This is a genomic window from Mesorhizobium sp. KR9-304, assembly GCF_040049215.1.
Classification (GTDB): domain Bacteria; phylum Pseudomonadota; class Alphaproteobacteria; order Rhizobiales; family Rhizobiaceae; genus Mesorhizobium_K.
In genome coordinates, this window is the sequence record NZ_JBDZDN010000005.1 from 57,049 (window position 1) to 76,764 (window position 19,716).

At 61.8% G+C, this 19,716-nt stretch carries 20 protein-coding genes and 1 pseudogene; 20 read left to right on the forward strand and 1 reads right to left on the reverse strand.

Going from position 1 to position 19,716, the window contains the following annotated elements; genetic code table 11:
* Positions 1-6: 6 nt before the first annotated feature.
* From ABLE71_RS22115 to ABLE71_RS22170, 12 genes and pseudogenes are all read left to right on the forward strand, one after another.
* Positions 7-705, forward strand: coding sequence for a type IV secretion system protein (locus ABLE71_RS22115; protein ID WP_348785654.1), 699 nt, complete (start codon positions 7-9; stop codon positions 703-705).
* Positions 702-917: a hypothetical protein gene (locus ABLE71_RS22120; protein WP_348785655.1), complete on the forward strand. Its 216-nt coding sequence runs from the start codon at positions 702-704 to the stop codon at positions 915-917. Before ABLE71_RS22115 ends, ABLE71_RS22120 begins: the two co-directional genes overlap by 4 nt.
* A 12-nt stretch (positions 918-929) precedes the next feature.
* Complete coding sequence (locus ABLE71_RS22125) at positions 930-1,934, forward strand: type IV secretion system protein (RefSeq protein WP_348785656.1); 1,005 nt, start codon at positions 930-932, stop codon at positions 1,932-1,934.
* A 51-nt stretch (positions 1,935-1,985) separates the two neighbouring features.
* Complete coding sequence (locus ABLE71_RS22130; RefSeq protein ID WP_348785657.1) at positions 1,986-2,681, forward strand: type IV secretion system protein; 696 nt, start codon at positions 1,986-1,988, stop codon at positions 2,679-2,681.
* Between the two features lie 14 nt (positions 2,682-2,695).
* Positions 2,696-3,487, forward strand: coding sequence for a TrbG/VirB9 family P-type conjugative transfer protein (locus ABLE71_RS22135; protein WP_348785843.1), 792 nt, complete (start codon positions 2,696-2,698; stop codon positions 3,485-3,487).
* Positions 3,487-4,713: a type IV secretion system protein VirB10 gene (gene virB10 / locus ABLE71_RS22140; protein ID WP_348785658.1), complete on the forward strand. Its 1,227-nt coding sequence runs from the start codon at positions 3,487-3,489 to the stop codon at positions 4,711-4,713. The genes ABLE71_RS22135 and virB10 overlap by 1 nt, the downstream gene beginning before the upstream one ends.
* The gene (gene virB11 / locus ABLE71_RS22145; protein WP_348785659.1) at positions 4,694-5,725 is read left to right on the forward strand and encodes a P-type DNA transfer ATPase VirB11; all 1,032 of its coding nucleotides are present in this window, start codon (positions 4,694-4,696) and stop codon (positions 5,723-5,725) included. Before virB10 ends, virB11 begins: the two co-directional genes overlap by 20 nt.
* Positions 5,722-7,800 (forward strand): type IV secretory system conjugative DNA transfer family protein, encoded by a 2,079-nt coding sequence (locus ABLE71_RS22150; RefSeq protein ID WP_348785660.1) that lies wholly within the window; start codon positions 5,722-5,724, stop codon positions 7,798-7,800. The genes virB11 and ABLE71_RS22150 overlap by 4 nt, the downstream gene beginning before the upstream one ends.
* Positions 7,801-7,836: 36 nt before the next feature.
* Complete coding sequence (locus tag ABLE71_RS22155) at positions 7,837-7,968, forward strand: hypothetical protein (protein WP_348785661.1); 132 nt, start codon at positions 7,837-7,839, stop codon at positions 7,966-7,968.
* A gap of 95 nt (positions 7,969-8,063) precedes the next feature.
* Positions 8,064-8,357: a BON domain-containing protein gene (locus ABLE71_RS22160; RefSeq protein ID WP_348785844.1), complete on the forward strand. Its 294-nt coding sequence runs from the start codon at positions 8,064-8,066 to the stop codon at positions 8,355-8,357.
* 60 nt (positions 8,358-8,417) lie between these two features.
* The gene (locus ABLE71_RS22165) at positions 8,418-9,746 is read left to right on the forward strand and encodes a glucoamylase family protein (RefSeq protein ID WP_348785662.1); all 1,329 of its coding nucleotides are present in this window, start codon (positions 8,418-8,420) and stop codon (positions 9,744-9,746) included.
* 276 nt (positions 9,747-10,022) lie between these two features.
* Positions 10,023-10,253 (forward strand): annotated as a pseudogene (locus ABLE71_RS22170) (hypothetical protein); the annotation flags it as partial.
* Between the two features lie 165 nt (positions 10,254-10,418).
* Here the strand turns inward: ABLE71_RS22170 and ABLE71_RS22175 are convergent.
* Complete coding sequence (locus ABLE71_RS22175) at positions 10,419-11,705, reverse strand: hypothetical protein (protein ID WP_348785663.1); 1,287 nt, start codon at positions 11,703-11,705, stop codon at positions 10,419-10,421.
* A 260-nt stretch (positions 11,706-11,965) separates the two neighbouring features.
* Between ABLE71_RS22175 and ABLE71_RS22180 the strand changes: the two genes are divergently transcribed.
* From ABLE71_RS22180 to ABLE71_RS22215, 8 genes are all read left to right on the forward strand, one after another.
* Positions 11,966-12,379: a hypothetical protein gene (locus ABLE71_RS22180; RefSeq protein WP_348785664.1), complete on the forward strand. Its 414-nt coding sequence runs from the start codon at positions 11,966-11,968 to the stop codon at positions 12,377-12,379.
* Between the two features lie 175 nt (positions 12,380-12,554).
* A complete protein-coding gene (locus tag ABLE71_RS22185) occupies positions 12,555-12,836 on the forward strand; it encodes a DUF5676 family membrane protein (protein WP_348785665.1) in 282 nt (93 codons plus the stop codon).
* Between the two features lie 5 nt (positions 12,837-12,841).
* A complete protein-coding gene (locus ABLE71_RS22190) occupies positions 12,842-13,408 on the forward strand; it encodes a hypothetical protein (RefSeq protein ID WP_348785666.1) in 567 nt (188 codons plus the stop codon).
* Positions 13,380-13,706, forward strand: coding sequence for a DUF2933 domain-containing protein (locus ABLE71_RS22195; protein ID WP_348785667.1), 327 nt, complete (start codon positions 13,380-13,382; stop codon positions 13,704-13,706). The genes ABLE71_RS22190 and ABLE71_RS22195 overlap by 29 nt, the downstream gene beginning before the upstream one ends.
* 2 nt (positions 13,707-13,708) lie before the next feature.
* On the forward strand, positions 13,709-14,377 hold the full coding sequence (locus ABLE71_RS22200) for an isoprenylcysteine carboxylmethyltransferase family protein (RefSeq protein ID WP_348785845.1): 669 nt from the start codon (positions 13,709-13,711) through the stop codon (positions 14,375-14,377).
* 112 nt (positions 14,378-14,489) lie between these two features.
* Positions 14,490-15,917 (forward strand): multicopper oxidase family protein, encoded by a 1,428-nt coding sequence (locus ABLE71_RS22205; RefSeq protein ID WP_348785668.1) that lies wholly within the window; start codon positions 14,490-14,492, stop codon positions 15,915-15,917.
* Positions 15,918-16,001: 84 nt separating this feature from the next.
* On the forward strand, positions 16,002-18,428 hold the full coding sequence (locus ABLE71_RS22210; protein WP_348785669.1) for a heavy metal translocating P-type ATPase: 2,427 nt from the start codon (positions 16,002-16,004) through the stop codon (positions 18,426-18,428).
* A complete protein-coding gene (locus ABLE71_RS22215; protein WP_348785670.1) occupies positions 18,425-19,693 on the forward strand; it encodes an MFS transporter in 1,269 nt (422 codons plus the stop codon). The genes ABLE71_RS22210 and ABLE71_RS22215 overlap by 4 nt, the downstream gene beginning before the upstream one ends.
* Positions 19,694-19,716 lie beyond the last annotated feature (23 nt).

The following is a 19,716-nucleotide window of genomic DNA, read 5'->3' on the forward strand; positions in this document are numbered from 1 at the left end:
GCGATCATGAAGCGTTCCTTAGGAATACTCGTTGGCTGTGGACTGTCGGCTTTGCCGGCAGCAGCCGACATCCCGGTGATCGACAAGACCAATTACAAGGTAGCGCGCGAGACGGCCGACACCACCTCGAAGATTCTCGACACAAACAAGGATATCCTGACGACGGTCAAGGAGACTCTGGAGGCTGTCACCGGGGACCGGGGCGGCGAAGCCGGTTCGCTGAAAGACCTCGCGATCGGCAACGGTTTCAGTGTTTCGTCCGTGCCGTCCTTCGACAACCTGCTTCAGAACGGCATCCCGGACTTCGGATCGATGAGCGGCGAGGTCGCCCAGGCGGTGACGCTGTTCATCAATGGGCTTCAACTGGTCAAATCGCTGTCCGGAAAGGAGAACAGCTCGCTGGCCAGCGACAAGTCCTATGAGGAGCTGATGCGCACCGTGCTCGGCGTTTCTGCGCTGATCACCGGATCACGGCAAGCGGTGGAGACCAGGCGTACGGCCCTCGAAAGTGCCGGACAAAACATCGGCAAGGCCGAGGACATCAAGGGCTCGATCGATCAGAACACACAGCTTCAGGTGCAGACGGGTCTGACGCTCAACGAGTTGATCGGCGTGCTCAATGGCGGGGTGCAGTCGCTGCAAGCCGAGAACCAGCGCAAGCTCACCGACATTTCGAACACGCGCAAAGCGTTGCGATACGAATGACGGTGCGCCGATCTCGATACGTTGCCGCTTTGATGCTGACCTTGGTTGTCGGCGGCTGCGGCACCCCGAAGGAAAAGACCGCGCCCTGCAAGCGGCCTGCGAACCTGTCCAGCTACGCCCCAGAAGAAGCCGCCGACTGCGGTCCGATGGGACTCGTGAACACCGACTCGGCTGCGGCACGGCGCGCGATCGAGATGCTTCAGTCGGAATGAGAAGGCAGGGCGGTGGAAGACTTCATTGGCGAACTCCTCGAACGCATCGACGCCTCGGGCGAGAATTTTTCGCAGAGAGCCTACGAGGCGCTGAGCCAGGATATCGAGCCGCTGCTGCGGCTGCTTTTCATCCTCGCCGTGCTCTTCTACGGCGTTCAGCTGTTTCTTGGCACGTCACGCATCAGCGTCGCCGAAATCATTGGGCGTCTTGCCCGGATTCTTGTCATTTTCATTCTCGTCGGAACCTGGGCGAACTTCAATTCGCTCGTCTATGAATGGCTGACAGAGGTCCCCGAGGCGGCCGGGCGGGCAATCCTGGCGGCGTCCGGCACCGGCGTGACGGAGCCGACGAACGGACTTTCCCAGATCTGGAAAACCGCCAATGTCGCCGCGGCTGCGTTCTCCGAGCAGGCCGGCTACCTCTCTGTCCTTCCAGCGCTGATCGGCATGATCATCATGCTGTTTGCCGGCATTTTTGTCGCGATCGCACTCGGGATCCTTGTTCTAGCGAAAGTCATCCTTTGGGTCCTGCTCGGCACCGCTCCCATCTTCATTTCCTGCATGTTCTTCAACGTGACCCGCAACTACGCAATGGGCTGGGTCAACCAGTGCCTGCTCTACGCGATGATTCCATTGTTCGTGTACGTCATCGCCGCGTTTCTGATCGCAGCGATGGAACCGGAATTGACGAAGATCGATCAGGTCTCGGGGAACCGCGAGCTGAAGCTCAGCGACTTCGCCGCCTTCATCATGCTGTGCATCGCCGGCGCATTTGTCCTCTTCCAGGTCCAGTCGCTCGCGCAGGGCATTGTCGGCGCCTTCGCGACCGCAATCGGTCACGAGGCGCGCAGGCGCGCCTATCAGGGCGTGTACTGGAGCCGCGAGGCGGTCGGCCGGTCTGCTCAGCAGACTCAAGCCGCGGTTCATCGCGTCCAGGCACGACTGAGATCGCAGCAGCCGACCGCTGCCGGCACTGCCATGCAGCGTACGATCACGGCGAATGGAACGCCGAGATAGGCCATGAGGGCCGAACCATGACCGAGATACAACCCGATTGCGAAATGACGAATGGCCGAGAGCACCGACAATCAACTCCGTTCCTATTTCCAGCATGGCGACATCTGGGAGCAGGAGATCATCAAGAGGGCCAAACGATCGGCGCGCGTCGCCTGGTTCTTCGCGCTGATCTTCGCGGGCCTTGCAGCGCTGAGCCTCGTTGCCGTGGTCCTTATGCTGCCGCTGAAAAGCTTCGAACCCTATGTGGTTACCGTCGATCGCACGACCGGATACATCGAGGTCCAATCCGGCCTGACACGGCCAGCCAAGCTCACCGAGCAGCAGGCGATCACCCAGGCCAACGTCGTACGCTACATCCGCAATCGCGAGGGCTACGATCCCTACGCCATCGAGGAGTACTTTGGGATCGCAGCGCTGCTTTCGACCGGCGATGCGGCGCGCGAGCTCCAGGCCCTGTTCAGCGCCGCCAATCCGCAGAATCCGGCCAAGGTCTACGGCCGTCTCAAGCGCGTGCTGGTCGAAATCAAGTCGGTGACCTTTCCGAACGCCAGCACCGCGATCGTGCGCTTCTCGACCACGGAAAAGAGCGACACGGAGTCGATCGTCCGTCATTGGATCTCGGTCGTGCGCTTCCGCTACACCGATACGCCCATTCGCAACGAGTGGCGTTTCGACAATCCCCTGGGCTTCCAGGTGTACTCGTACCGCCGGGATCAGGAAACGGTCTCGCCGGGGGAGGGGGGATGAACGCCCGTTTCCTCATGGTGGCCATTCTTATGGTGTCTGGCCTGTCCTCGGTCCTGGCAGCACAAACGCCGAAAGGCGGGTCGCTCGATGCCAGGGTCACCAGCGTGACGTATCAGGAAAACAATGTCGTCCAGGTCTTCGCGACTTACGGCATTTCCACGATGATCATCTTCGACGAGGACGAGAAATTCGAGACGATCTCGCTGGGCGATACCGAAAGCTGGCAGGTCGTGCCGGCTGAAAAAGGCAACATCCTCTTCGTCAAGCCGATCGCCAAGGACGTGGCGACCAACATGAACGTCGTCACCGACAAGCGTATTTATTATCTCGAGCTGCACGATTATGCACCGGAGGCAGGCCGCAAGGTCTTTGGGATCCGCTTTCATTATCCCGAGAAGAACCTCAACACCGCCTTGCGCAAGGAAGCCGAGCAGCGGGCCGCCTGGCCAAACATCTCCGGCATCGACAAGGCCAACGTCAACATCGACTACTCCTTTTCGGGCGATGCGCGGATGAAGCCGCTCATGGTCTTCGACGACACCAACAAGACGTTCTTCAAGTTCGACCGCCGCGTGCCCGCGATCTTCGCTGTCAATGCGAACTTCTCCGAGACGCTCAAGAACTTTCGCAGGGAAGGGGAATACATCGTGGTCGACGGTACGGCGACGCAGTTCACGCTGCGCGACGGTGACCAGTGGATCTGTATTTTCAATTTGAGGAAGCCGGATTTTGGGGCGCCTGATCCAAGTGTCCTCGGCCCGGTCGAGGATACGAGGGCAACGAAGCGGCGTAGGAGCGGCAACTGATGCAGCGCGGGCCGGAACTTGAAGCGCTGGGAAAGGCCGACGATCCGGTCGTCGCCGACCGCTCGGTCCGACGCAACCAGTTGATCGGTGGCGGCCTTCTCGTCGTCTTCGGGCTTGTTGCCGGCTACTTCGTCATAGCAGGCGGGGAGCAGCCTGCACGCGACATGCTGGACGGCGACGAGGAGTTCACGACCACCACTTTCCGTCCACCTTCATTCGTCCGCGATGGCGAACCGCAGCCTGAACCTGCCAAGCCGGAAATCATCGAACTGCCACCGCCGCCACCTCCACCAGCGCCTCCGCAAGAGACGGTCGATACGACAGAGTTCGACGTGCCTCCACCTCCCGTACCGGCAGCAGTGCCGCCCCCAACCGAGGCCAGTGAGCCACCGAGGGATGAGTTTCCGGAGCGCTTTCGTTCGAACATGATCGTCCTCGACAATAAGGCGGCCGAGAGCGCCGCGGGCGGCCTTGCGGACGGGGAAAATGCCGGGCTGTCCGTTGCCGGTGAGGATCGCGCCAGCAAATTCCTCGCCGCCGCGGCCAACCTTGGCGACCGCTCGGCCAAGGCGCGCAACATCGAACGCATCGACGCGCTTGTGCCCGAGGGCACTCTCATTCCCGGTATTCTTGAGACGGCAATCGTCAGCGACCTGCCCGGACAGATCCGGGCCATTGTTTCCGACGACGTCTATTCCTTCGATGGCCGCCGTGTCCTGATCCCCACCGGCACGCGGCTGATCGGCGAATACCAGTCGGAGGTTGTCCGCGGGCAAAAGCGAATCTTCGTGGTCTGGACCCGCATGCTGCGCGACGACGGTGTCAGCGTTCGGCTCGATTCCATTGGGGCCGACAGTCTCGGCCGTTCCGGCCTCACCGGCCGCGTCGACAACAAATTCCGCGAGCGCTTTGGCGCCGCGATTTTGCTCTCGATCGTCGGAGGCGGGGCGAGTTATCTGGCAGGTTACGGTAGCCAGGCCGCGAGCGGTGACAGTGACGACGCCGAAACCGCCGAGGAGCTCGCCCGCAATACGATCGCAGAGACCTTCTCCGATATGGCGAACCAGGCGCTCGGCGACAGTTTGCGGATTCCGCCGACCATCAGCGTCAGCCAGGGCGAACGCATTTTCGTCTTCGTGCGCCAGGACCTCGATTTCTCGGCGATGTACGAGGATCCGGTGACCGAGGCGCTGAGGGAGATCCGTCGTGAACGCGGTCTCAACTGAACTCGTCCGAAACGATCGGCACTATTTCCTCTATCGGGCGTTGGCGCCGCTAAAGCCGTTCCTCGAAAATCCGAATGTGGTTGAGGTCTCGGTCAATCGTCCCGGCGAGGTCTATGTCGAACGGCTCGGCGCCGACCATATGGAATTCCACGACCTTCCGGAACTCACGACCGCCGAGATCGTCAACATCGGCGAGCGCGTAGCTGCCTCGACGAACCAGTTCATCAGCGCCGCCAGTCCCCTGCTGAGTGCCGCCCTTCCGACCGGCGAACGCATCCAGGTCATCCTGCCGCCGGCCGCCCCCGACGGCGGCGCGATCTCGATCAGAAAACAGGTCGTGAGCGATTTTACCCTGGAGGACTATCGCGACAACGGCGCGCTCGATGGGGTGTCGGTCTCGCTAGGCGGCCTCAGCGAAACCGAACGCGTTCTGATGCGCCATCTTCGCGAACGTGACATCTACGGGTTCATCCGCGCGGCAATCGTCAATCGCGTGTCGATCTTGATCAGCGGCGGGACGTCGACGGGCAAGACCACATTTCTGAATGCCTGCCTGAAATCGGTCGACCGCCACGAACGCATCATAACGCTAGAGGACACACGCGAGCTGTTTCCACCCCAGGCGAACGCCGTGCATCTTCTCGCGTCGCGTGGGGATCAGGGCACGGCCAATGTGACGATCCAGTCCTTGCTGGAAGCCTCGCTCCGGATGCGGCCGGACCGGCTCTTCGTCGGCGAGGTGAGGGGCTCGGAAGCTTTTGCCTTCCTTCGTGCAATCAACACCGGTCATCCAGGTTCCATGTCAACGGTACACGCGGACACACCGCTCGGCGCCTACGAGCAGCTTGCCATGATGGTCATGCAGTCAGGACTTTCGGCGGCTTACCCGAAGGCTGATCTGATCTCCTACATCAGACAAGTCATCCCGGTGGTGATCCAGCTCCGGCGTGACGGCGGCCGGCGTGGCGTGTCGGAGATTTTCTTCGCGCGAGACGGGGCAGGAAACCAATGACCGGATCGCTGCGCGCCTTCTACCTCACCTTTAGCCTCGTGATCGGCTGTATGGTGTGGATGCTGGCCTATGGAATGGCTTTGCAGTTCCTGTATCGTGACGGCCGCGTGCTGCAGACGATGGTCACGACCAATCCGTTTGCACCACTTCAGCAATTCATCGCTTACGCCGACAGTCCAGCGCTTCAGATGATCGCGCTTGGCTCGATCGCGCCGGCGGTCGCCGTCGCGGGGATCGTCGCCTATGCGGGCCTTCGCCGGAATTCTAATCCGCTCGGCGATGCAAGCTTCCAGACCATGATGTCGTTGCGCCGCGGCAAATGGTTTCAGCGCAGTGGGCAAATTCTCGGGCGCTTCGGCCGTCAGATCCTGCGTGTCAACGACGAGCGCCATCACTTGGTGATCGGGCCGACGCGTTCAGGAAAGGGGGCCGGCTATGTCGTGCCGAACGCGCTCACACACGAAGGATCGATGATCGTCACCGATCTAAAGGGCGAAATTTTCCGTAGCACGGCAGGCTACCGGAAGTCGAAAGGCAACCAGGTCTTCCTCTTCGCCCCGGGTTCGGCGCGAACGCACCGCTACAATCCCCTCGATTACATCCGTTCCGACCGCGGCGACCGTACGACCGATATTCAGAACGTGGCGGCGATCCTCGTTCCCGAAAACACCGAGTCCGAGAATTCGATCTGGCAGGCGACTGCCCAGCAGGTGATGGCCGGGGTGATCAGCTATATCAATGAGAGCGTCTTCTACGAGGGGCGACGGAATCTCGCGGAGGTCACCTCTTTCTTTAACAGCGGAGCCAATCTCCAGGCGCTGATGGCGCTCATCAAGGAGAGGGAGCCGTATCTGTCGCGCTTCACGCTGGAGAGCTTCAACGCCTATATTGCGCTTTCCGAACGCGCCGCGGCATCGGCATTGCTGGATATCCAGAAAGCCTTGCGGCCGTTCCGCAACGAGCGGATCGCCGCCGCGACAAGCGTCACCGACATGGACCTGCGCGCCCTGAAGCATCGGCCGGTGTCGATCTACCTGGCGCCCAACATCACCGACATCACGCTCCTGAAACCGCTGCTCGCGCTTTTCGTCCAGCAAACGCTTGACACGTTGTTGCTGGAACAAGCCAGTAGGACGGTACCGGTCTATTTCCTGCTGGACGAGTTCCGGCAGCTCAAGAAGATGAGCGAGATAACGACCAAACTGCCCTACGTCGCCGGCTACAACATCAAAATCGCCTTCATCATCCAGGACCTGAAGAATCTGGATGAAATTTATGGCGAAACATCCCGCCACTCACTGATGGGCAATTGCGGATATCAGCTTGTCTTTGGAGCGAACGACCAGGTTACGGCGGAGACTATCTCCAAGGGCCTGGGCAAGCGGACGGTGCGCTACAAAACCGAATCCCGCACCATTGAACTGATGGGTCTGCACCGCCGCACAAAAGTTGAGCAATTGCGCGAGCGCGATCTGATGATGCCGCAAGAGATTCGTCAGATGCCGCCGAGCAAGATGGTCATTATGGCAGAAGGGCAGGGGCCGATCCTCGCGGACAAGCTGCGCTTCTTCGCGACGTCGCCGTTCGACCGGATGGAAGCTTTCTCGAGGGCGAACGTGCCCTATGTGCCCACCGTCGAGTTCCTGCCGGCAGCAACTATGCCCGCAACAACGGCTGGATTTGCACGGAGCGAAAGCGGTGACGATGCGAAGCAGGCAGACGGTGTCGGCTCCAGGCGAGCAGTTGGTTCGGTCGTTCCAACCGGGAAAGCTACCCCGCCGTATCGGTTATTTCCGGATCCTGCCAAACGGTTGGAGGGCGCAAAGATCACTGTGCGAGAGCCTGAAGTGGGGGACAGTTCGACGCCCCCAACGCAAAGGGGCGATTTGAAAGAGGTAAGGCGCAGATCCGCAGAGGCCGTCGAAGCAAGCTTTGCCGTGGCAGCGCGAAAACTGAAGATTCTTGTCGGGGAAAAGTCGAGACTGGCATCGTCAAAGGGTACACGGGACTGGTCAGCCGTGTTTGATGAGACAGTTCCCGATGAGAACGAGCTCGAGCTTGCCCTGCAAGGCTGAAAACACCTACGCGATCACCGCATTAGCAGCCTGCCCGTGATTGACGATGATGGCCGCGTGACTGGCATCCTGACCGAGGGCGATCTGATGCGCAGGTCGGAAGTCGGTGCCAGGCGCTGGCGCCAGTCGATCGGGACACGGAGGAGAACCACGCGGGCGCTTACGTGAAAAGCCACGGCTGGAAAGTGGCGGATGTGATGACCTCCGATCCAGTCAGGGTCGACGAGGAAACGCCGCTACGCGGCATCAAGCGCGTACTGGTAATGAGAGGACAGCACCTGGTCGGGATCGTCAGCCGAGCCGAACTCCTGCGAGTTCTCATCACAGCCAAATTCGACGCTACGGCGCCCGGTGATGACGCGATCCGGCGCAGCATCCTTACGCGGCCGCGAGAAGACGCAGGCATCAAAGGAGATGAACTCGCTCTCACTGTCGCCGACGGCCTGGTGCATGTATCGGGAGCGGTCTTGTCGCAAAGTGAGCGAGATGCCGTCCGCGTGGTTGCCGAGGGCGTAAGGGGCGTCAAGGGCTTTTTCGACCACCTGTCCCTTGCCTAGCCCCACACAGGCGGCCGATGCTGGACGACAGCATCCTTCGAAATCCTGTCAGGTAACATCGTGAGCAACTCCGCCATACAAGACGACCTCGAGACGTTGCAGCGGGAGACATTCGATTACTTCATCCATGAAGCTAACCCCGCCAACGGCCTTATTCGCGACAAAACCGAAACGAACTGGCCAGCGAGCATCGCCGCCACGGGCCTTGCGCTGGCCTGCTATCCGGTAGGGGTCGAACGCGGATTCATGAGCCGCCTCGCGGCGGTGGAACGCACTTTGGCCACGCTGCGCTTCTTCTGGAACAGCCCGCATGGGCCGGAGCCGGACGCCGCAGGATACCGCGGCTTCTACTACCACTTCCTGGATATGCAAACCGGCCGGCGAGCCTGGCGATGCGAGCTGTCGACCATCGACAGCACTTTTTTGTTGGCCGGTGCGCTGGCCGCCGCTGAGTTTTTCGATGCGAGCACGCAGGACGAGGCTGAGATCCGCACCTTGGCCGATGCACTCTACCGCCGCGTCGATTGGCGATGGGCACAGGACGACGGAGAAACCCTCACCCACGGTTGGACACCCGAGCGCGGGTTCCTGAAGTACCGCTGGGAAGGATATGACGAGGCGCTTTTGCTCTATGTCCTGGGGCTCGGCTCTCCGACGCATCCTCTACCCCCGACCAGCTACTCGGCCTGGACGGCCACCTTCCGCTGGGAGCACTGCTACGGCTACGACTACCTCTATGCGGGACCACTGTTCATTCATCAGCTCTCGCATGTGTGGATCGACTTTCGCGGTTTGCAGGACCCTTTCATGCGAAGCAAGGGAAGCGACTATTTTGAAAACAGTCGGCGCGCCACCTACGTCCAGCAGCGTTACGCTATTGAAAACCCGCGTGGTTTCGACGGCTATGGTGAACATTGTTGGGGCCTTACCGCGAGCGAGGGTCCCGGCCCCTCCACACTCAAGCTGAACGGTATAGAGCGCCGGTTTGAGGACTATGTCGGGCGCGGCGTCCCGTATGGCCCGGACGACGGCACGCTCGCCCCCTGGGCTATCGTGGCCTCTTTGCCGTTCGCTCCGGAGATCGTCCGACCAGCGATCGCCTTCTGCATCCATCAGGCCAAGCTCAAGGCCGCCAACGCCTATGGCTTCAAGGCAGCCTTCAATCCGACGCATCCGGGGTCACCGGACAACATCTTTGGCTGGTGGATCTCGCCTTGGCACTTCGGCCTGAACGAAGGGCCCATCGTCCTTATGATCGAGAACGAACGCAGCAGCCTGTTGTGGCGATTGATGCGCGCGTGTCCGTACATCCGCAACGGCCTGCAAAGGGCGGGATTCGAAGGCGGCTGGCTGACGGAGTTCCCGCCGGTAACGAGCCCACCGTCTTGAGCTTCAGACACCGGTCACGGGCCTGTTCAACGGGGACGGCCCTGCGTTGACCAGGATCGCCCTGCGCTGTCCAGGATCAAAGTCAGGACCAAATCCCAACGAAAGCGGCGGCGGCCGCCTGCGAGACACCTCCTTGCACTGGGCGCAGCCATACTTTGGACGGCGGGTGAGACCACGCGGAACGTCGCCGGCGTCACGTCGAGCCGCTCGGAGACGTCCTCGCCGATCCTGACCGGCCGGCAGTCGCGGCAGCCACAGGTAACGGTCTCCGGCTCGATGACGATCGCGACGTGCTCCAGATGCGCGGGGAACGCCTTGCGCGGTCGCGCAGCACGTTGCCGCTCGCCTCGTACCGGTCTGGACTTCGTCGAAGGCAAAGGCCTGCTGGTCGGCATCGATCTTCTCGGAGCGCCGCGTCGTCCTGCTCGCGCAGACGGCGAGTCAGGTGCCCACCGGCTCCCGGCTGAAGACGTGGAAAGACTAATTTCGCAACGGCCCGATGCGGCGGGGCTCGCCGCTCCGGGGATGCCGCTGGGCTCTCCAGGAATGGGGGATCAGGCGCGCAGCTTTACCAGGTCCTGCTGGTCCTCAGAGACCGCACCACCGAGGTGTTCGCCGTCCACTAATCCCAGAGAACGTCGGTGGCCGTCGGCGATCGACGAACCCGACGTGTTATATCACCAGCACGGGAGCAAAACCGCCACCCGGCGTCCTGAAATTGGTCGTCTGGCCCTGGTAGAGGCGCGCGGCCGCAAGCAGCACCTGGCCATCATAAGTGTAAAGCCGCACGTCCATCTTGCGCGGTGCGACTGCGCCATCGATCTCGATCATGCGCTGCCCGGGCGCGGCAAAGGCTTGGGCCACGTAGCCGCCCCGGGCGATCTCGGCCCACACCCCTTTCGTCACCTTGTCGCCGCGATAGACCGCCTTGCTGCCGTGGCCGGAGAGCGGCTTGAAAAACATGTCCTTGCGGGATTGCCAAAGGGCGTCCGCATTGTCGGGTGTGACCAGAACGGTCCGAGGAACGCCGGCAAGCCGCAAGCGCATTTCTAAGGAAAGGCCTATGGTTTCCAGCGCCGCCGGATCGGACAGCAGCGTCAGATTGCGCTTGACCGCAAAAAGCGCGTGATGGCGCGGATTGGGCGTGACTACCACCGCGCCGTCCCGATACGCCGCTCTGAGGGCTGCATGCTCCGGGTGGTCCAGAGCAAAATCAACCAGGCGATTATAGACGAGGTCGATCCCGTGTCCGTCTAGCCGGACCCTGCCGCCTTCATATTGCAGCTCGCTCGCCTCGCCAATCACGGCGTCGATGCCGTGCTTCCGCAACAGCTGTCTGGCGAGCACGAATTCGGGATAGAGATATTGCTCCTCAGGCCGATCGTCGATGATCGCGATTCGTCGCGGCAAACCGGCGCCGCGCTGGCGCCGCCATTCGTCCCCGAACATCGTGACAACGCGGATTTCGAAATCGTCGCCTCTGGGCCCGATAAGCCCCTGCTCGACTTCTGCACAGCAAGCCGCCTGTGCTTTGGCTAGGAGCGCGTTGAGGAATGCACCGCCTGCGTTGGTGTTCACTTCGATCAGCTTGGGGCCATCGTCACCGAGATGGAAATCGTGACCCATCAGTGCGCCGGCCGGACCGAAATCCCGCTGCGCGATTTCGGGGGCCCAAGAGAGGACTGCGTCGCGGTAGGCCGGCAATTTCGTCGCCGCCTCGATGGCTTCGACGATCCCGCGCATCTCCTCGATGACGGATTTGGATAGGAAGACCGGGACATTGGAAAACAGATGCGGCCGGGAGTTGTTGAAAGCTTCGTAGAAGCCCGCGTCGCCGGCCTCGTGATCCAGCGCCGACCGCAGCGCTGCGCGGTCGAGCGTAATGCAGAAGCAATTCCGGTTAAGCCGCGCCGTCGCGGAACTGCTGGCGTCTGCCGGAGCGGGATCCTTGACGTTCATGTCTCGTCCTTGCCTGCTGTTGGCCGCTTTCCCAAGGAAGGGCCGCTGCAGCTTGCAGCATCAACCAGATCGCTGTCGAGACTGCGTGCCATCCAGCCCCATGAAACTCGTGATCCACTTTCGAGGCTTCCACGACTTCAGACCGGCAAGCGAGACATCCCATCAGCGTCTAATGATTGCCTGGCCACTTACGGCGCTTAACATGTTCTGACTTTGATTTGCGTCAAAGCGGTAATCGTGATTGGCTCTAGACTACAACAATGAAACTCACGCTGACCCACTTCCGCGTCCTGCTCGCCGCGATCATCCTGATCGCCGGCAGCGCGATGGTGAGCAGTGGACCGGGTCTTGCCGGAGAAGCCTGGGATATCGCTGTCGAACTCGGCGTTGCCGGTGACAGTACGGCTCTCCCCGCGAACGGTTCAGACCCACTGACAAGCCACATCGCGGCAACAGCCCAGGACAGCCACCACAACAGTTGCAGGCAGGACTGCAGCACGAATTGCATGTCCTCGGCCGGATCGGGTTGTTGCGGTGCCGCCGTTCCCTTGACAAAGGGGTGCAAGGCTCTCGATCGAGCCTCTATCGCCGCATGCGGCATCACGGATACCGGATTCCTGGCAACAGGCATCGATCCCGACGCTCTTCTACGACCTCCACGAAGCCACGTCTGAACCCGCGCCAGCGCGGTTCTCGGGTTTGTTAGGCAGACAGAACCAGAGGTTCTGTCACTCCGCTAGCAATCGCGAGATTCGCGCCGGCGTTCAGCGGGACGTGCCGCTCGCACACCAGCCGTCATCGGCTATGCGAATGGCCAAGACAATGCGCCAAACTCAGTGGAGAATTTCCATGAACAAGAAGCTAAGCACTCTAGCCGTCGGCGTCGCGCTGGGCGTCACACTCGCCCTTCTGAGCATGTTGTGCGCTCTCGCCTTCGCGATATGGCCGGATCGAACGCTCGATTTCTTCGGCGCCTTCATGCATGGGCTCGACCTGAGTGCGGTCAGATCCGCCGCGCCGATCAGCCCTGGTCGTGCGCTCTACGGCATTGTCGGTCTTGGAATCGTCGGCCTCGTCGCGGGTGTTGTCTACGCCTCTATTTACAATGTCGCCGCCACCGGGCGGCGTTAGCACAAATGGCCAATGGGAAGCCGGCCATGACAAACCGTTCACAACTTGCGCCACCCGTGAGCTACACTTGGACATTCTCGTCCGCACTGCTTGCCTTTGCGGGAATGATCATTACCGGGATCGGACTGTATTTCATCGTCCTGCGTCCATCATTACTGCCCGAGGATATCCGCTACATAGGCCTGTCGGCCGCCGAGCTTGAAGCCATCGGTCCGCGGCTCGCCACGTGGCTCACGCATGTTTTCAGGGTGCTCGGGGGATACGCGCTTGCCACCGGCGCGCTTCTGATTGCGCTGGCAGCGACGGCATTCCGCACGCGCCACTCGGTCGCGGTGGCCGGAGCCCTAGTAGGAGGTGCGTCGTCCATCGGACTGATGGCGGTCGTGAACTTCATGATCGATTCCGATTTCAAATGGGCTTTGCTCGCCGGCGCGCTGGTCTGGGCACTGAGCCTGATCGTCTTTTGGTTCGAGAGTGGCGGCTCAGCCGACGCGCCCAAGAACAACAACCTCTATCAAGCCACCAGTGGAAGGAGCCCAACCCATGAACCCGCAGACACAATATCGAAATGACCATCCGTCCCGACATGGACCGGAACCCGAGTTCGAGCCAAGACCGCGCGGATTTTGGACCTCGAAAACGGCGCTCGTCACGACTGCCTTTCTGCTGATCGCCGCCTTTTTCCTTCTCTCGGAGCACCGGGCCCATGCCCTCGGCGTCCTTCCCTTCCTGCTGCTGGCGGCCTGTCCTCTGCTTCACATGTTCATGCATTCCGGCCACGGAGGGCATCGCGGCCATGGGCGGCATATTCGGGATAGCGAAGCAGATTCGGCCGCGGGAACCGGTACGAAACCCGAAAAAGGAGCATGACCATGGTCGAGCAATCTCAGGCCTATGGCCTCTGGGGCCTGGTCTTCGTCAATTCAGCGGTTTTCATTCTGTTCGCCTTCAGCTTTTTCAAACCGCGGACGGGACGCGACTGGCGCTCCTTCGGTGCGTTCAGCGCCTTCCTGGTGGCACTGTTTGCTGAGATGTACGGGTTCCCGCTAACGATCTATCTACTCTCAGGTTGGCTTCAATCGCGGTTCCCAGCCATTGACTGGTTTTCGCATGATGCTGGCCATCTCCTGGAGATGATGTTCGGATGGCGGATGAATCCGCATTTTGGCCCCTTCCACGTTCTCAGCTTCATCCTGATCGGCGGCGGATTCGTGCTGATCTCGGCCGCCTGGCGCGTGCTCTATGAGGCGCAGCGGCAGGGGCGCCTCGCAACGGGAGGCCCGTATGCGTATGTCCGCCATCCGCAATATGTCGGCTTTGTCCTCGTCTTGGCTGGTTTCCTCGTCCAGTGGCCGACCCTGCTGACGCTGGCGATGTTCCCCATACTGGTCGGCATGTATGTGCGGCTTTCCTTCACCGAGGAGCGTGAAGCGCGGAAAGAGTTCGGTGAGGCATACGATCGCTATGCAGCCGGCGTGCCCGCCTTCTTCCCGCATTTGAACAGGCTGCCCGGCGCCGCCGACAGGCCCCGCACGCGATGAATTTCTCTCCGCTTGCACCCTGGTCTCGACGCCCCGGTCAGGCGGATTGTGGCCATTTGTCCAAATGACCCTCAATCCCGAGATTTCGAACTCAAATCCGTAGGAGGCGACAATGAAACGCCGAGACTTCCTTAAAACTACATTTGCCGGAGCCGTGGTGCTTGCGACGCCACCGTCCTTGCTCACTGCGGCCGTCGCCGGCCAGTCGGCCGGCCAGACGCGGCTTGGCATTGTCCGCCGCACGATCGAGGTGAACGGCAAAGCCGCAAGCGTCTTCGGCCTCCAACGGGCTGACGGCTCGCCGGGTCTCCGCTTCCGGGCAGGCGATGCCTTCAATGTCCTGCTCCGCAACGAGACCCCCGAGTCGACGATCATCCATTGGCACGGGCTGACGCCGCCCTGGCCGAGCGACGGCGTCGGCGATGCGCCGCTTCCTCTCATCGCCGCCGGCGCCGATCGCACTTACGATTTTCCGGTCGGCAAGCCGGGTACCCATTGGATGCATGCGCACACACTGCAGGAGCAGGCCCTTCTTGCCGCGCCGCTGATCGTCGCCGATCCTGACGACGATAGAACGGACGAGCAGGAAATCGTCATTCTCCTGCACGACTTCTCGTTCTCGTCGCCGGAGGAACTTCTGGCCGGCCTGACAGGCGCTGACCCTGCGCCGATGCAGCATGGCGGCATGGACATGTCGGGGGCCGCCGCCGGCGCCATGGCGGGAATGAACCACGGCGGCATGGCCATGGATCTCAACGACATCGAGTATGACGCCTATCTGGCCAACGATCGCACGCTGGACGATCCTGAAGTTACATCTGTGGAAGCCGGCGGACGCGTGCGGGTGCGGATCATCAACGGCGCCACGGCGACCGCTTTCACGATCGATTTAGGCGAACTGGAAGGCGAGCTGATCGCGGTCGACGGTCAGGACGTCGAGCCGGTCAAGGGCAGCCGCTTCCCGATGACGATGGGGCAACGCATCGATGTCCGTCTGCAGTTGCCGCGCGAAGCACGCTCGTTTCCAATCCTGGCGCTGCGCGAGGGGAGCAGGGAACGCTCCGGCATCATCCTGCGTCCGGCCGGGGCGACAGTGACCAAGATCGCGTCGACCGGAGATGATGGCGCCCCGGTCCTTGATCTGGCGCTCGAGGCGCAGCTCCGGGCCACAACGCCACTGGCGTCGCGCCCTGCGGACAAAACGTTCGACATGGCCCTGACTGGCGACATGGCTGCCTACCGCTGGGGTTTGAAGTCCAACGAACCGATCCTGGTAGATGTGGGCGATCGCGTGGAAGTAACGCTGCGCAACACCAGCATGATGGCGCATCCTATGCACTTGCACGGTCATCACTTCCAGGTCGTTGCGATCGATGGGGAGCGCTTTGCGGGAGCAGTGAGGGATACGGTCCTGCTGCCTCTCAATCGCTCGGTGACGATCGCCGTCGATGCCAACAATCCCGGCCAGTGGGCCTTCCATTGCCACCACCTCTACCACATGGCGACCGGGATGATGTCGACCTTCGCCTATCGAGCCTAGGATATTGTGCTGGCCGTGGTGATTGTCCGCGCCCGCACAACCGAACCGCAGCACGTTGCAGCAGCAAAGCATAGGAGACTGACCATGAAAAAGGTGACGCTGGAAGTACGTGACCTTTTCGGCATGCTGGATTTCGCGGCCGTCGAGAAGCGTCTCGCCGCTTTGCCTGGTGTTGCCAGCGTTGCCATGAACGCCGGCTCGACAAGCGCCACCATCGCATTCGACGAGGCGCTGACGGACCCTGAGACCATTGCCAGCGAGATCGAAGCCTGCGGCTTTCACTGCAGGGGCGAGACCGTGCCACGGCACCTCTGCGTGCCCGGCAGCACTACGGTTCCGCCCGGGCATCCGCGCGCGCCCTCGGAACACATGCACGGACACGCGGAGCACGCCGCCGTGGCCGCCGCGGCGCCAGGCAAGCGGGAGGGAACGGCCGCAGCCAAGGTGCCGCACGATGCAATGGCTCACGAGATGGGACACGGCGCCGGCATGGACATGCAGGATATGGTGAGCGACATGCGCAATCGCTTCCTTGTCAGCCTGGTCTTCACGCTGCCGATTTTCGCCATGGAGCCGATGGGTCTGGGTGAACCCTTGTTGCGCCCACCCTTCGGGCTCAGCGAAGACCTTGCCATGTTTTTCCTCGCCAGTGCCGCGATCCTCTATCCGGTCTGGCCGTTCGTCGTCGCCGCCTGGCGCGCCCTGCGGAACGGCGTCCTCAACATGGCAGTGCTGGTGGTGTTGAGCGTTGGCACCGGCTACCTATTCAGCATCGGTGCGACGTTCTTCTTCGAAGGACAGCAATTCTATGAAGCCGCGAGCGTGCTGCTCGTTTTCATCCTGCTCGGGCATTGGCTGGAGATGCGCGCGCGGGCCGGCGCTTCCGCCGCGATCAGGGCGCTGCTCAATCTCGCGCCGCCCAAGGCCAACGTTTTCCGCGACGGCAAGGAGGTCGAGGTTGCGACCGCCGATGTCGTTCTCGGCGACATCGTCGTTCTGCGGCCCGGCAACAAGCTTCCTGTCGACGGCCAAGTGATCGAGGGCGAGTCGACCATCGACGAATCGATGCTCACCGGCGAATCCATGCCCGTCACAAAAAAGGTCGGCGATGCCGTGATCGGCGCCACGATCAACAAGAGCGGCACGCTGCGCTACCGCTCTACAAAGGTGGGCGCCGACACGGCCTTGGCCCAGATCGTCAAACTGGTCCAGGAAGCACAGAATTCCAAGGCGCCGGCCCAGTTGCTTGCCGACCGCGCCTCGCAGTGGCTGGTGCTGGCTGCGATCGTCATCGGCCTTGCGACTTTTGCCGTCTGGTTCTGGTGGATCGGCCAGCCGCTGCTCTTCGCTATGACCCTAACCATCACGGTTTTCGTTATCGCCTGTCCCGATGCTTTGGGCCTCGCCACCCCGATGGCGGTGATGGTCGGTACCGGTCTCGGAGCATCCAACGGTATCTTGTTCAAGAATGCGTCCGCTCTCGAAGATGCGACAAAACTGAATGTGATCGTCTTTGACAAGACCGGGACGCTGACCATGGGCCAGCCCAAGGTCGTCGAAATCATCCCCGCGCCCGGTGTTTCGTCTGACGAGGTTTTGCAAATCGCGGCTGCGGTCGATCAGGGGTCGGATCATCCGCTGGCCGTCGCCATCGTCGAGCGGGCCAAGGACCTGGAACTTTCAAAGGTCTCCGGCTTCCTCAATATCGAGGGCAAGGGCGCTAGCGCCGCCATCGGTGGAGATCAGGTTTTCCTCGGCAACCGGCGCCTGATGGATGAGCAGAAGATCGACCTGCTGGCGCTCGGCGACAAGGCGGAAGCGCTCAAGGGCGAAGGCCGCACCGTCATTCACGTGGCGCGATCGGGAAAACTTCTTGGACTGATCGCCATCGCCGATGCGCCGCGTCCGACCGCCATCGCGACCATCAAGAAGCTCCACGAGCAGGGCGTACGCGTCGCCATGCTCACCGGCGACAATGCCGGCACCGCCAAGCGTATCGCCGGCATTCTCGGCATCGACATCGTTCTTGCAGACGTCCTGCCGGGGCAGAAGGCTGAAAAGATCAAGGAGTTGCAGGGACAGGGCCTCAAGGTCGGCATGGTCGGCGACGGTGTCAACGATGCCCCAGCCTTGACGCAGGCTGATGTCGGCTTCGCGATCGGTGCAGGCACCGACGTGGCGATCGAAAGCGCCGATATCGTGCTGATGAAGAGCGATCCCTATGACGTGGTCGGCGCGATGACCTTGTCACGGGCCACCCTTCGCAAGATGCACCAGAACCTTTGGTGGGCGGTCGGCTACAATGTCATCGCCTTCCCGCTCGCTGCGGGCGTGTTCTATCCCTTCCTTCTGAGCCCCGAGATCGCCGCGCTAGCGATGTCGGGCAGTTCCGCCCTGGTTGCAGCCAATGCGCTTTTGCTCAAGCGGACCAAACTCGAGGGCATTCATCCAGCAACCGCGTCAACGACCGAAGCCGCCGCTCACGACCAACCAACCGGCGCACCAGCATGAGCGCGACTGCAAAACCTACCCTGCCCACGTCATCGTGGATCCTGGGCGCACTTCTGGCTTCGTCCTTCATCGTCGCGCTCGGCTATGGGATCGTCCTGCCGGTCCTGCCGACAATGGTCGAACGGCTTGCAGGCTCCACAGATCCGACATTCGCTGCACGGCACATTGGCTTTCTGACTGCTGCCTATGTCGCCGCACCTCTGGCTGTCGCATTCCTCTGGGGACGGGTGTCGGATTTGATCGGGCGTCGACCCGTCCTTGTCGTTGGTCTGATCGGCTTCGCCGTCACCTTGGCGGCTTCGGCGCTCGCGCCGAACCTGCTGCTTCTTTATGTCGGACGAATCCTGAACGGCGGCTTCGCCGCCGCCGTAGTTCCCACAGCCCTTGCGTTCATTGCCGACACGGAAGGTGACGATGATCGGCGCGCCAGAACCTTTGGGTGGGTCAGCATGGCATCGATTGCAGGCTTCCTGCTCGGTCCCATGCTCGGCGGCCTCGCAGCCGGATGGGCTTTTGACTCGGGTAAGGCGGTGCCCCTCTTGCAGGCCGCCCCTTTTCTTCTTGCGTCGGGCCTCGCCTTGGCCGCGGCCGGCGGCGTGAGGTTGATCCTGCCTGGAGGCTGGGTGTCCGGCCAGCCTGTCGACACGAGGAACCGCGAGACATCGACGTTCGTGCCAGGGGAGCTACGGCTGCTCGCCCTTGCCTCGGTGGCCGCGGCGGGACTTGGCGCATTCGAGGTCGGGCTCACGCTACGCAACGATGAACTCGCAATGAGTCCCGCCGAACTGGGCTTTACGTTCGCGACCTGCAGCGTGGTGATGTTTGCGGTGCAGGGCCTGGTTTTTTCGCCACTCGTCAAGCCGGCGACAACGAAAGTGCTGGTAGCACCCGCCTTCCTGGTGATGGCGATCGGTTTGGCGGTAATTCCATCGATCACCGCATTCAGCGAGATGCTGTTCGCGGTGTCCGTCGTCGCGGCCTCGGCCGGGGTGATCAGTCCGCTGCTCGCCTTCTGGGTGTCGCGGATCACCGCGCGAAGTCAGGGCGTCGAACTCGGCATTCAGGCGGCAGCAGTGAGCCTTGGGCTGTCGGTGGGCTCCGCGGGCGCTGGTCTGCTGTTCGGCTTCAACGGCCTGCAAGGCGCCGGCTTCCTTGCCGCAGCCGTGGTGATGGCACTCGCTGCAACGGCAAGCCTGAAGCTGCCGCTGATGGCCCCTATGACGGCTGATCCACGTGCCGTTCCTGCCGGGAAGATCCCGGAATGATCATTTTGCCAACTGTTCGGAGA

Coding starts and splice junctions, on each gene's coding strand:
- ABLE71_RS22115 (WP_348785654.1), top strand. CDS start 7: ATGAAGCGTTCCTTAGGAATACTCGTTGGCTGTGGACTGTCGGCTTTG.
- ABLE71_RS22120 (WP_348785655.1), top strand. CDS start 702: ATGACGGTGCGCCGATCTCGATACGTTGCCGCTTTGATGCTGACCTTG.
- ABLE71_RS22130 (WP_348785657.1), top strand. CDS start 1,986: ATGGCCGAGAGCACCGACAATCAACTCCGTTCCTATTTCCAGCATGGC.
- ABLE71_RS22135 (WP_348785843.1), top strand. CDS start 2,696: ATGGTGGCCATTCTTATGGTGTCTGGCCTGTCCTCGGTCCTGGCAGCA.
- virB10 (WP_348785658.1), top strand. CDS start 3,487: ATGCAGCGCGGGCCGGAACTTGAAGCGCTGGGAAAGGCCGACGATCCG.
- ABLE71_RS22150 (WP_348785660.1), top strand. CDS start 5,722: ATGACCGGATCGCTGCGCGCCTTCTACCTCACCTTTAGCCTCGTGATC.
- ABLE71_RS22160 (WP_348785844.1), top strand. CDS start 8,064: ATGAGAGGACAGCACCTGGTCGGGATCGTCAGCCGAGCCGAACTCCTG.
- ABLE71_RS22175 (WP_348785663.1), bottom strand. CDS start 11,705: ATGAACGTCAAGGATCCCGCTCCGGCAGACGCCAGCAGTTCCGCGACG.
- ABLE71_RS22180 (WP_348785664.1), top strand. CDS start 11,966: ATGAAACTCACGCTGACCCACTTCCGCGTCCTGCTCGCCGCGATCATC.
- ABLE71_RS22185 (WP_348785665.1), top strand. CDS start 12,555: ATGAACAAGAAGCTAAGCACTCTAGCCGTCGGCGTCGCGCTGGGCGTC.
- ABLE71_RS22190 (WP_348785666.1), top strand. CDS start 12,842: ATGGCCAATGGGAAGCCGGCCATGACAAACCGTTCACAACTTGCGCCA.
- ABLE71_RS22195 (WP_348785667.1), top strand. CDS start 13,380: ATGAACCCGCAGACACAATATCGAAATGACCATCCGTCCCGACATGGA.
- ABLE71_RS22200 (WP_348785845.1), top strand. CDS start 13,709: ATGGTCGAGCAATCTCAGGCCTATGGCCTCTGGGGCCTGGTCTTCGTC.
- ABLE71_RS22205 (WP_348785668.1), top strand. CDS start 14,490: ATGAAACGCCGAGACTTCCTTAAAACTACATTTGCCGGAGCCGTGGTG.
- ABLE71_RS22210 (WP_348785669.1), top strand. CDS start 16,002: ATGAAAAAGGTGACGCTGGAAGTACGTGACCTTTTCGGCATGCTGGAT.
- ABLE71_RS22215 (WP_348785670.1), top strand. CDS start 18,425: ATGAGCGCGACTGCAAAACCTACCCTGCCCACGTCATCGTGGATCCTG.